9 protein-coding genes are annotated in these 12079 nt (G+C 51.1%); 3 read left to right on the top strand and 6 right to left on the bottom strand.

The window, feature by feature from the left end; all coding sequences use genetic code 11:
• Positions 1 to 14: 14 nt before the first annotated feature.
• Positions 15 to 869: a hypothetical protein gene (locus EYB30_RS08195; protein WP_166838431.1), complete on the top strand. Its 855-nt coding sequence runs from the start codon at positions 15 to 17 to the stop codon at positions 867 to 869.
• 88 nt (positions 870 to 957) lie between these two features.
• Here EYB30_RS08195 and EYB30_RS08190 read toward each other — a convergent pair whose 3' ends face one another.
• The 4 genes from EYB30_RS08190 to EYB30_RS08175 form a co-directional block, all read right to left on the bottom strand.
• Positions 958 to 4800: a S8 family serine peptidase gene (locus EYB30_RS08190; RefSeq protein WP_166838430.1), complete on the bottom strand. Its 3843-nt coding sequence runs from the start codon at positions 4798 to 4800 to the stop codon at positions 958 to 960.
• A gap of 411 nt (positions 4801 to 5211) precedes the next feature.
• Positions 5212 to 6516 (bottom strand): two-component system sensor histidine kinase EnvZ, encoded by a 1305-nt coding sequence (gene envZ, locus EYB30_RS08185; RefSeq protein WP_166838429.1) that lies wholly within the window; start codon positions 6514 to 6516, stop codon positions 5212 to 5214.
• Positions 6517 to 7242: an osmolarity response regulator transcription factor OmpR gene (ompR, locus tag EYB30_RS08180; RefSeq protein ID WP_166838428.1), complete on the bottom strand. Its 726-nt coding sequence runs from the start codon at positions 7240 to 7242 to the stop codon at positions 6517 to 6519.
• Positions 7243 to 7352: 110 nt separating this feature from the next.
• Complete coding sequence (locus EYB30_RS08175; RefSeq protein WP_166838427.1) at positions 7353 to 7559, bottom strand: hypothetical protein; 207 nt, start codon at positions 7557 to 7559, stop codon at positions 7353 to 7355.
• Between the two features lie 254 nt (positions 7560 to 7813).
• Between EYB30_RS08175 and greB the strand changes: the two genes are divergently transcribed.
• Both greB and EYB30_RS08165 read left to right on the top strand, forming a co-directional pair.
• Positions 7814 to 8293: a transcription elongation factor GreB gene (gene greB / locus EYB30_RS08170; RefSeq protein WP_166838426.1), complete on the top strand. Its 480-nt coding sequence runs from the start codon at positions 7814 to 7816 to the stop codon at positions 8291 to 8293.
• 101 nt (positions 8294 to 8394) lie between these two features.
• Complete coding sequence (locus EYB30_RS08165) at positions 8395 to 10695, top strand: Tex family protein (RefSeq protein WP_166838425.1); 2301 nt, start codon at positions 8395 to 8397, stop codon at positions 10693 to 10695.
• Positions 10696 to 10744: 49 nt separating this feature from the next.
• Here the strand turns inward: EYB30_RS08165 and EYB30_RS08160 are convergent, their stop codons facing one another.
• Positions 10745 to 11683 (bottom strand): putative metalloprotease CJM1_0395 family protein, encoded by a 939-nt coding sequence (locus EYB30_RS08160; RefSeq protein ID WP_206674595.1) that lies wholly within the window; start codon positions 11681 to 11683, stop codon positions 10745 to 10747.
• A 5-nt stretch (positions 11684 to 11688) separates the two neighbouring features.
• Complete coding sequence (locus tag EYB30_RS08155) at positions 11689 to 11988, bottom strand: excinuclease ATPase subunit (RefSeq protein ID WP_166838424.1); 300 nt, start codon at positions 11986 to 11988, stop codon at positions 11689 to 11691.
• Between the last annotated feature and the right edge of the window lie 91 nt (positions 11989 to 12079).

Raw genomic sequence — 12079 nt, 5'->3', positions numbered from 1 at the left:
TACAGGAGCGAGTAATGAACAGCGTGGCACTGCTAAGTATACATGGCATGGGTGAAACCCAACCAGATTACGCTGACGCACTGTTTAGCACCTTGCGCCAGCAGTTAGGCCCACAAGCAGCTAAGGTATTTTTTCATAGCGTGTATTATCAGGACCTGCTGCAATACAACGAGCAACGGGTCTGGCAGGCAGTGGCATCACGTTTGCGCTGGAGTAAGCTGCGCCGTTTTATGCTGTATGGCTTTGCCGATGCCGCAGCACTGGAACACCGTAAAGAGCAGCCCCACAGCTTGTACCATTACAGCCAGCTGAAAATTGCCCGCGCACTTTATCTGGCCAAACAGCAACTCAGTGCCAAGGGCAAGCTGGTACTGCTGGCGCACTCGCTCGGCGGCCATGTGTTGTCTTGTTATTTATGGGATGCACAACAGGCTAAAGCCGGTAGCAAACCGGCGGCCGGGATCTGGCGGGATATTAAACGCTATCAGGCCGGCATTAGCGGCGATAAACTATTAACAGAGGACGATATCGCGTTTTTACGCGGCGATCAGCTGGCCGCGCTGATGACGACAGGTTGTAATATTCCCATTTTTGTCGCAGCCCATGCGATGGAGCAAATAGTGCCGTTTACCAAACCGAACTCTGGCTTTATCTGGCACAACTATTACGATAAAGATGATGTGTTAGGCTGGCCACTGGCCGATTTGTCACCGCCTTATGCTGCCTTAGTCAAGGACATTACCATAAACGCCGGCGGCGGCTTTTTTGGCTGGCTGGCAGCCAGTTGGAACCCGCTGTCGCATAACCAGTACTGGCGGGATAAAAGCGTACAACAAGCGCTGCTGACACTGTTGCATAAGCTGACATAAACGCACTATATCAGCATACTTTTGCCTTGCTTCAAACGTAAAAAAGCAGAGCACTGCGGCTCTGCTTTTTACTTGGTGTCGTCCTTAATTATGCACGTCTGCGGCGTAACAACAGTAAAGGTAACGCCAGCAAGCTGAACCAGCCTAAACTGCCGCCACTACTTTCTTTCATTACGGTTACTGAAGTTGTGGCGCTATCCGTCAACTTACCATCGCTTACCGTAACTTCAAATGTCAGCACTTCTTGTCTTGCCAGCCGCGGTGCAACAAAGCTGGCGGTAGCAGAAGTGGCATTGCGCAAGGAAACAGAAGGACCAGCGGTTTGTTTCCAGCTATAACTTAACGTATCACCATCTGCATCCTGGCTACCAGTGGCACTTAAGGTGACCGTTGCCACTGCACTCGCTTTAGCTGGTGTACCAGAAGCGGCCGCTGCCGGTGCCGTATTTGGCTCCTCTACTGCAATAACCACGGTTGCCTCGGAAGACGTCCCGCCAGCTTCATCTTCTACCAAATAACTGAAAGTATCAGACGTAAAAGGCTCGGCATTTTCTGCAACAGCTCCTGGCGTATAAACCAGCTTTAACAGTGATGCCGTTTCGTTACCGTCTGCGTCCGTTACCGGTGCCAGCGTAACAGTACCATGCAAAGGCTGCTTCACAACTTTTGCCGTAAAGACTTCCCCCACTGCACTTACCGTAAGCGGCTGAGTGGCCTGATAGGTTTGCGCAGAGGTTCGGGTTGTCACATGAGATAACATATTGGTTTGCTTGGCAAACCGCTCTGATACGTCAATCTCAACAGACTCACCGCGTACGACGGTAGCGTCTACTGCTTCTGCCTGACCAAAGGGAGCAACCAGCTCATAGTCCAGGGTGACCGATGCCGGCTGAGCAGGGGTTAACAATGCCTGCAGCGCCTGACCGGCTACCGGTGCTGTACCCTGACCATCGAAGTAGCGTGTGGCGCCTAAGGTGCCGCTGATATCTTCAATACCTACTGTTGACTGTACGATGGTTGAAGGTACGTCGATATAGTTCAGATACACTTCATCGGTGCCTAGTTTAATCCAGACAGCAAAAGTGTAGCGGTCACCGGTTGAGGAGTCATATTCCTGAATATCATTCCACTCCCAAACAAACCAGTCATCTGCACCATCATTGACGATATTAAACAGAATACGCCCACCATCAGCGCCGCCAATGGCATAGTCCGCCCAAAGTGGTGCTATAACCGCATTTGGTGTAGCGGCATTTGGCAACTCCTGATTAGACCAGGAACCATTGGTCGACTGCACTGCAGCGGTAAGAAAACCGTTATCCGAAATAGTGATGGAATTTACTTGCTGGCCATTCCAGATGAAACCGCCATAGTTACCAATCGGATAAGTGAAGGAATCTTCGTCACAACCTTCATCGCAAGGTAATGAGTAATCGTCCATGGCCAGGTCCACCAGGCTTAATCCCGCCCATGGGAACGCTGCCACCGTCAAACTGGCGCTGGCCTCAATACCTGTCATTTCACCCGCCCAGCTCATGCTACGACCATTGGGATCGATGCTAAAGCCATGCCGAGTAGCCCGGGTTTCGTTAATAGCCACTGATTCGGTGTTTAACACGGCGCCTTGCGGAATACGCACGGTAAAATCGACTATCTCTGCCTCACCCAGATGACCGCCGGCTGAACGCATTGTAAAAGGCTCTCCGGCACTAATGGCGTCAGACATCAGCATGGTAGATGCCAATTGTGAATCATCCGAACGTTTTGCCATCACTGCCACAGGTAAGTGCGCTGTCGCATATTTGCCAGAGGTATCCGTCCAAACCACCTGACCAAATTGCCAGCCAGCATCAGCATAAGAGGTATTCACGTTCAAACTAAAGCTGGCCGTACCATTTGCCTCCAGCGTCAGCTCTTCAACTGACAGTTCAGCACTGATAGCGTCGTTAGCAAACTCTACGTGTCCCTGCCAGCTGCCGTCTTCCGCTAACAGGTTGGTGACAACGCGGTCAAAACTGCAGCTTAGCGCACAACCATTGGAAACCAGCGACGCCTTATCAAAAGCGATGGCAGTATTTGCAGCAGCTGCGATATCTAAACGTCCGGCACCGCGGTCAAACGGCGTGGCCTCTGTTGCTAAATCTTCCAGTTTTACCGCAGGGTTGCTGGATGTCATCAGTACCGATTTTACCTGGAACGCGTCCAGCTCAGGCCGTTGTTGTAATAACAGCGCAGCGGCGCCAGCAACATGTGGACTGGCCATTGATGTGCCGGAATTAATGGCAAAGGTTTGATCCGACGCTACAGCTGCCGACAAAATGTCCGAACCCGGTGCTGCAATATCCGGCTTCAGGAAGCTTGAATCACCATTGGGGCCACGAGAGCTAAAATCAGACATCGCATCTACCGCTGCGGCATCGAACAACTTTTGCGCTTTGGAGATGGTTGCATTGTCACCAACTTGCCAGGCAGCTAAAATTGCCTCGCCATCTTCCTGCAAAATAGATACGCTCGGCAAAGTAACACCCGGCATAGACATACTGATAACACCAGGCTGGTTGTTATACAAAATCATGCCTGCCGCACCGGCAGCTTGTGCATTAGCGGCCTTTTCAGTAAAGGCGCAGCTTCCGCGCGGCAGCAGCACAATCTTGTCGGTTAACGAATCGGCGGCAAAGGCATTACAACCTTCAATATTGTCAGCATCCAGCTCTGCACTGGGTACTAACGGCTTCTCGATATCGGCCGTGATTGAAAACTCGCCTGCACCTGGCAGCGCTTTAATATCGGTAATACCTGAAGCTTCAACCAGGTGACCGAAAGTACGGCCAGTTTGTGTCGAGGCTACCGTTATTCCCGGCTCTGCGCAGCCTGGGCAACCAATGGTCATCGCGCCTGAGCCATCATTGCCCGCTGCGGTTACAATAACTACACCAGCAGCTTCTGCTGCTTCAAAAATAGGGGTGTATACGCTGTTGGCAGGGTTGCCACCGGCACCACCGCCCCAGGAGTTGTTGATCACGTCCGCACCGTCAGCAATGGCATCTTCTAAAGCAGCAACCAACATCACATTGGAGCCCGACCCACGGCCTTCCGGATTTTGAAACAAGGCCTTATACACCATTAAGGTAGCACCAGGCGCAACACCAGACACATCAAGCTCTACGTTCTCATACACTCCTGATACCGGGTTACCTACCGCTGTGCCCGCAACATGAGTACCGTGGCCACCCATATCACGTGGGCTGATATATTCATTTACGTTAACTTCGAAAGTCGGGGTGTAATAGCGCGCCAGCACTAACTTATCATTACAAAAACTGGTATCTACCGTGGCGCAATAATCGTCATTTGGCAAACCTTCCGGGCGAACATGACCATTACTCGCAAACATAGGGTGCTCAGGGCGAATACCTCCATCAATGATAGCAACCTTAACGCCTTCCCCGGCTTTATCCTGACCGCCCAGCTTCGCCCATACTGCTGGCGAGTTAATCAGCGTGTTGGAGCTATCCATTTGCGTGTAGAACATTTCATGTTCAAACACTTTTTTAACGCCAGGGGTGGCCTCTAATTGAGCTTTAATATCCTGGTTGTCCGGCGCTGACACTATTAACCCATTCATCGCCAATTGCAGCTTTCGCTCTACTTGTAACTGTGGGATCTTGGCTTGCAGTGTCGATACAACAGCCTGCTGATGAGAAGTTAAGTACTGCTGATAAGCTTGGGCCTGCACACTTTGCAACTCTAGTTTATCTTTACCATAGGCACTGCGCACTGTCGGGGCATAGCCTTTTACACCCCCCGCGTAGGTGGATACTGGCGCATCTTCCAACTGTACGATGTAATAGGCAGGAAACTGCTTTTTCGCTAAGGTTTTATACTTGTTATGTTTGTCATACTGCTTGGCCAGGCCAGGACCTACATCCATGGGCACCGCAGTAAAAGAATGTGCATTGACACCGAAGGTGAGTGCAGAAGCAACTAAAGTTGCAACAACACTTACACGAGGCAGGACTTTGTGAGTATGTCTCATCTCTCAGATTTTCCTATTATTTTTATTAATACTTTTCAACACCAACAGAGCGCAACTGTTAGTGTCTTCCTGGATACAATGTGCAATTTCTGATGTAAAAACGTGAACCAGAACTACAAACATTTTTGGTAAACGACGTGACGTCATTACTCAATGCTTAACAATAACGAGACAGATCTCTGATTGGATTTACATGTCTGATTAAATACCAAGCACCGGCCGACATTCATATCACATGTGTAAAGAAATGTAACTAATCAGAGTAAAATTAAATGACAACAGGTATAAAAAAGATTGCTAGAAAGCTTACTTCAACGGCAAATAAACCGTCACCACCAATCCACCAAAGGCATGATTATGTAACGTAATATCACCATGGTGCATATCAACAATCTTTTTAATAATCGCCAGGCCCAAACCTGAGCCACCGCTGCCGCGGGCGATATCCCCCTGCGTAAAGGGCTCAAACATGGCTTTCATCTGGTGTTCCGGAATACCCGGGCCATGATCGCGGATTTGCAGATACACCCGCTTGCGGTTGCGCTCGAAGCCGGTAGAGATATCAATATCACCCTCGCTATAGCGCAGGGCATTTTCCAGCAGATTATTGAGTAAGCGCTTGATAGCAATTCGCCTTAACGTGATATCGGGCAAATCTTCGGCTAAATGGGTAACGATGTGCCGTTGCTGCAAATGCTCGGCTTGCACCAGCTCGCGTACCAACGTATTAAGATTCTCTTTTTGGCCGGGCTCTTCTTTATGATGACGCAGGTAATCAATAAATTGGTCGATAATAGCATTCATATCTTCAATATCATTGATGATGCCATCACGGATCCAGCTGTCTTGTTCGTGCATCATTTCTGACGCCAGCCGGATGCGGGTCAGTGGGGTGCGTAAATCATGTGACACGCCAGCCATCAGCAGCGCCCGGTCTTGTTCTAACTGGCGGATACCACGCGCCATATAATTAAACGCCTTGGTTACCGCGATAATTTCGGTCGAGCCTTTGTGCTCAGCCAGCGGCGCCGGAAACTCGCCGCGGCCAACCTGCAGTGCCGCCTGTTGCAGGCTCTTTAACGGCCGGTTTAACTGCCGGGCAAATAACCAACCACCGCCAACACTGAGCACCCCGATCATAAGCAAATAGAAGGTCAGCGGCGAAAAGTCAGTCTCATCCAGCCCGGTTAACGGTACCTTAACCCAGTACTGCGGTGCCTGCGGCGGCCTTACCCAAAAAGCATAAGTATCGCCCTGGGCCACCCGTACTTCGGCCGGGCCGCCTAATTCACGCGACATTAAATCAGAAAAATAGCCATAATAACTGGCTTGTGTCAGCCCTTGCTGCATGGCTTGTTGCTCGGTATACACTTCAATACCGGTCGCCTGCTGAAAACGCGCGGTCAGCTCGGCTGATAGCACCGATTGATCGTGGCCAACGTCGATAAACACCACCTTAATTTGTTTCGCGATAAGGTGATTTATTTGCTGGGTGGTCGGCTTGATCACATAAAACGCCACCGACAAATACGACACCAGCTGATTGATCAGCAGCAATAAACCAATCAAAAATACCGTCTGACCAAAAGCACTGCGCGGCAATAAACGCATTTAGGTTACGCTGCCATCCGGCACAAACACGTAACCCAGGCCCCATACGGTTTGAATATAACGCGGATTAGCCGCATCATCTTCCAGCATGCGGCGCAGACGCGATACCTGCACGTCTATGCTGCGCTCCATTGCTGAGTAATCGCGGCCACGGGCCTGGTTCATCAGTTTATCGCGTGACAGCGGCTCGCGCGGATGGCTTACCAGCACTTTAAGTACCGCATATTCGCCGCTGGTCAGCGGCAGTAATTCATCGCCTTTGCGCATTTCGCGGGTGGCCAGATTAAACTTAAACGGGCCAAACTCCACTGTGCCCTCAGCCTGACTGGGTGCCCCCGGCAATTCCTTAGTTTTGCGCCGCATCACAGCCCGGATGCGGGCCAGCAGCTCGCGCGGGTTAAACGGCTTGGGCAGATAATCATCCGCGCCCATTTCCAGGCCAATGATCCGATCAACCTCATCACCTTTGGCGGTCAGCATAATAATCGGGATTTCGTTCTCCTGCTGGCGCAGGCGGCGGCAGATCGATAAGCCATCTTCGCCTGGTAGCATTAAGTCCAGCACCAACAGATGAAAGTTTTCCCGTTCCATCAGACGCTGCATTTGCTCGTAATTTGCTACGCTGCGCACTATATACCCCTGCTCAACCAGATAGCGCTCCAGCAAAGCACGCAGGCGCATATCATCGTCAACCACAAGAATTTTTGGCGTTTCTGAACTGGCCATAACAGTGAAGCCTCCACAATATTTGCTCCACTATAAACGAAAAAACCGCCCAAGCGTAAAGCTCAGACGGTTGTTTATGTTACAAAGTTTGTCAGCCGTTTTAACCAGGGTTAGGGCTGCTCACTTACCGGTACCCGCTTCATTGGCGGGTTAAGCCATACCACATGGCCGGTATGGGCACTGGTACGGGTCAGGTTATCGGCTTGTTCGGTTAAATTAGGGTCTACGACGTAAGTATATTTTGCCGGCGCAGTAGAACAGCCCGCCAGGCCAACGACCAATACAGTTGCTATTAAGCTGAATACTTTTGCTTTCATGCGCAGTTACCTCTTTTTATCTTGTAAACCAACTATAGCCAAGGCCGGTTTTGCTGGCTAGCATATTTTTGTGACATCTAAATGACACCAACAAATAAATTGACAATAAATTCTAACCATATGTATATTAACAACTTATTTTTCATCCCTTACTATTGCGGTCGTTCTCATCGTCAATTTAATGACGGAAAATGGTCGTATCAGCCGAAAACTGCTACCATCCTGCCAACCTAATTGTTCAGCGTTATACTGCTATGCGCACTGACTTAATTACCCGTGAGGGCTTTAATGCCCTGCAGCAAGAACTTGATTACCTGTGGCGTGAAAAACGCCCTGACGTTACGGCCAAGGTAGCCTGGGCCGCCAGCCTGGGCGATCGCAGCGAAAATGCCGATTACCAATACAATAAGAAGCTACTGCGCGAAACTGACCGCCGCATTCGCTTTTTGCGCAAGCGGCTGGAGGTGCTGAAAATTGTCGATTACTCGCCACAGCAGGACGGCCGGGTGTTTTTTGGCGCTTGGGTAGAAATTGAAAACGAGCAGGGCGAACAACTCACTTTCCGCATTGTCGGCCCCGATGAGATCTATGGCCGCAAAGATTACATCTCTATTGATTCACCGATGGCACGGGCGCTGCTAAAAAAAGCCGTCGATGACGAGGTTAGCGTAACCACGCCGGCCGGCAATAAACTGTGGTTTGTTAACGCCATTCGCTATCAAAGCGCCAGCTAACGCAGTTTATTGGATTTTTTGCCGTACAAAGGTGACAATCGCCTTACTCTCAGCTCTTAAATTTGCCCTGTGGGCAGTGTTAAACCAGGAATTGTTGTTTTATGTCTATCATTGTTAAGCAAATCGCTACTGAAATTGCTGCCCGGCCCGAGCAGGTTGCTGCTACGATCGCACTGCTGGAAGAAGGCGCCACTGTGCCCTTTATTGCCCGTTACCGTAAAGAAGTGACCGGCGGCCTGGACGATACCCAGCTGCGCCATTTAGAACAGCGTTTAACCTATTTACGCGAACTGGAAGAACGCCGTCAGGTGATCTTAAAAACCATTGATGAGCAGGGTAAGTTAACACCCGAACTGAAAAGCGACATTCTGGCAGCTGACAATAAAACCCGCTTAGAAGATTTATACCTGCCTTACAAAGCCAAACGCCGCACTAAAGGCCAAATTGCCATTGAGGCTGGCATACTGCCACTGGCTGACGCCCTGCAACACAACCCAAGCCTTAACCCGCAAGCTGAAGCGACGGCCTATATTAATGCCGATGCTGGCTTTGCCGATGAAAAAGCGGTGCTGGATGGCGCCAAGTATATTTTAATGGAGCGCTTTGCCGAAGACGCCAACCTGCTGGCCCGGTTGCGTCAGCATTTAGCGCAGCATGCCGTAGTAAAAAGCACTGTTGTTGCCGGTAAAGAGCAGGAAGGCGCAAAATTCCGCGATTATTTTGCCCATACCGAAAGCTGGAAAACCACGCCGTCGCATCGGGCACTGGCGATGTTACGCGGCCGTAATGAAGGCATATTACAACTGCAACTGGTACCGGACGCCAATGAAGAAACCGCCCATAGCCTGTGCGAGCAAATGATTGCCAGCCACTTTAACATTAAAGACGAAGGCCGAGCGGCTGATGCGTTTTTGCGCACGGCGGTGCAGTGGACCTGGAAGGTAAAACTGCACCTGAGCCTGGAAAATGACTTGCTCGGTGAGCTGCGCGAAAAAGCCGAAGAAGAAGCCATTAAAGTATTTGCCCGCAACTTAAAAGACTTACTGATGGCCGCACCGGCCGGCATGCGCACTACGCTGGCACTCGACCCCGGCCTGCGCACCGGTGTAAAAGTCACCGTCATTGATGAAACCGGTAAACTGCTAAACCAAACCACCATTTTCCCGCATGCGCCACAAAATATGTGGGATAAATCTGTGCGCACCCTGGCCGCCCTGTGTCAGCAACATAAAGTAGAGCTGATCGCCGTCGGTAACGGCACAGCCTCGCGTGAAACCGATAAATTAGCCGGCGAAGTAATTAAAGCGGTAACAGGGCTGAACATACAAAAAGTGATGGTATCAGAAGCCGGGGCTTCGGTGTATTCGGCGTCAGAGCTGGCCGCACAGGAGTTTCCGGATCTGGACGTATCGCTGCGCGGTGCCGTATCTATTGGCCGCCGCTTACAGGATCCGCTGGCCGAGCTGGTAAAAATTGAACCCAAAGCCATAGGCGTTGGCCAGTATCAGCATGATGTTAACCAGAGCCTGCTAACCAAGTCGCTCGATGGCGTGGTAGAAGACTGCGTAAATGCGGTCGGTGTTGATTTAAACACCGCCTCAGTGCCACTGCTGGCGCGGGTAGCCGGTCTGAACAAAACCCTGGCGCAAAATATTGTGTTTTACCGTGACAGCAACGGCCGCTTTAATGAGCGTAAAGAGTTATTAAAGGTACCGCGTTTAGGGCCTAAAGCGTTTGAACAGGCCGCCGGCTTTTTGCGCATTAACAACGGCAAAAACCCGCTGGACGCATCCGCTGTGCACCCGGAAGCCTACCCGTTGGTAGAAAAAATTCTCAGTGCTCACCAAAAATCGGTAGAGCAAATTATCGGTAACAGCAGCTTTTTAAAAGCCGTCGATGCCAACGCCTTTGCCGATGCGCATTTTGGTGTGCCTACCATTACCGATATCTTAAAAGAGCTGGATAAACCCGGCCGCGACCCAAGGCCGGAATTTAAAACGGCCAGCTTTAAAGACGGTGTTGAAACCTTAAAAGATCTGAAAACCGGGATGCAATTAGAAGGTGTGGTGACTAACGTCACTAACTTCGGCGCCTTTGTTGATATCGGCGTGCATCAGGATGGTCTGGTACATATCTCGTCGCTGACCGATAAATTTGTCAGCGATCCGCATCAGGTAGTCAAAGCCGGTGATGTGGTCAAAGTAAAAGTACTGGATGTCGATATTGAGCGTAAACGCATCGCGCTCACCATGCGAATGGACGAACAGCCCACGCCGAAAACGTCTGACAAAGCCGCGCCGCGTAGCAATAACGCTAAAGCGCCTCGGCCGGCTAAACCGGCAGACAGCAACGCAGCAATGGGTAATGCCTTTGCCGAAGCTTTTGCTAAGCTGAAAAAGTAGCCTAATCTGAAACGCTGTTAATGGTCAGATAATGCCGGTTTAGCCGGCGTCAGGCTTGCTGTAGGGATTGTTTGAACTGCGGCTCGGTGGCGCGCTGGTAAAAACCGGCGATCACGTTGCGGCGCAGTTCCATCTGCGCCGTTATCGCCAGCGTATCGCGCTGTGGTACCACTATAGCGCTGCTGGCGGCATCCTCTGATACGTTATAGCTAATATCGGTTTGAACCTGTTGCTCAGAAAACGGCTGGCCAGCGCTTGCGCTCTGCTCAGCACCGCGGCTTGCTTTACTGGCGGACGCAGCAGTTGCTGTGGCTGCCTGCTGCTGCACGAGTTCGGCTTGCGCCTGCATTTGCCGTTGCATCGCCTCGGCAGCAATACGCCGATCTGCCGACGACGGCTCTGCCGGGGCCAAAGCCGCAGAGCGTACCTGCTGCATTTTTTGCACCGTGCCTTGCGGGTCGCCCGGTATTGGCGCTATGTCAATTTGCACTTCGCCCGCAACGGCGTACTGATTTCCGTCCGGCCCGCGTTCATAAGAATAACTGGGGGCACCGGCATAGCGGCCACCGATAGCTGCATGGGCTTGCTCGTGGGTTTTCACTTCCTGATCCCGGCTTTTTAACTCCTGGATCTGCTGTTGTTCTTGTTGTTCAACCTGCTGCTGCCTGGCTTCTTGCTGCTTAGCCTGCTGTTGGCTATCCTGCTGCTCGCTATTGCCGTCTTGCTGTTGACCATTCTGCCGCTGTTCACGGCCTGCTACCGCTTGTTGGGTTTCGGTTTCTTTGCCGTTGGCATCATATAAATTAACGCTGGCCTGATTACCCGCAGGACGGGCGCGTTCATCTGTAACAACGGGCTTTTCTGCGGCAGATTTTTCCGCTTCAGCAACCGGCACAAACAAATCCCGCCGCACTGCATCGCGCCGGGCCAGTTCGGTCGGCGGATTTGCAGTGTTAATACTGACATTAGGATAGTTTGAGACCAGCATCAGCTTTATACCCGGATATCGATCACGGTACCGAGCACTTCATCAGCGGTTTGAATGCTGCGGACATTGGCCTGCGCATTACGTTCTTCCTGGCCCAGCTGCACCAAACTGTCGGTTAATGATGCAGGCTCGCGCGGCGCGACACTGGCCTGTTGCGGCGCAGCTGCTTGCGCTACTGCCTGCTCAGTTTCATTTTGCCGGTTCTGCTGGCTTTGCCGGTTAATCTCCAGAGTGGCATCGGTAACACCGGCGCTGGCACGGGCAAAGCCCTGCATACCAGAATACAACGCAGATTGGATATCCATGATACAACTCCCGCAACGTTAGCAAATACTGTTCAATTATTAACCATATCTACGCAAAAGGAAAGAACAACGATCAGACCATTGCAACTAA

It is taken from the genome of Rheinheimera pleomorphica (genome assembly GCF_011634895.1).
In the GTDB taxonomy this organism is placed as follows: Bacteria; Pseudomonadota; Gammaproteobacteria; order Enterobacterales; family Alteromonadaceae; genus Alishewanella; species Alishewanella pleomorphica.
This window is presented reverse-complemented; position numbering and strand designations above follow the sequence as displayed.

Coding starts and splice junctions, on each gene's coding strand:
- EYB30_RS08195 (WP_166838431.1), top strand. CDS start 15: ATGAACAGCGTGGCACTGCTAAGTATACATGGCATGGGTGAAACCCAA.
- EYB30_RS08190 (WP_166838430.1), bottom strand. CDS start 4,800: ATGGATGTAGGTCCTGGCCTGGCCAAGCAGTATGACAAACATAACAAG.
- envZ (WP_166838429.1), bottom strand. CDS start 6,516: ATGCGTTTATTGCCGCGCAGTGCTTTTGGTCAGACGGTATTTTTGATT.
- ompR (WP_166838428.1), bottom strand. CDS start 7,242: ATGGCCAGTTCAGAAACGCCAAAAATTCTTGTGGTTGACGATGATATG.
- EYB30_RS08175 (WP_166838427.1), bottom strand. CDS start 7,559: ATGAAAGCAAAAGTATTCAGCTTAATAGCAACTGTATTGGTCGTTGGC.
- greB (WP_166838426.1), top strand. CDS start 7,814: ATGCGCACTGACTTAATTACCCGTGAGGGCTTTAATGCCCTGCAGCAA.
- EYB30_RS08165 (WP_166838425.1), top strand. CDS start 8,395: ATGTCTATCATTGTTAAGCAAATCGCTACTGAAATTGCTGCCCGGCCC.
- EYB30_RS08160 (WP_206674595.1), bottom strand. CDS start 11,683: ATGCTGGTCTCAAACTATCCTAATGTCAGTATTAACACTGCAAATCCG.
- EYB30_RS08155 (WP_166838424.1), bottom strand. CDS start 11,988: ATGGATATCCAATCTGCGTTGTATTCTGGTATGCAGGGCTTTGCCCGT.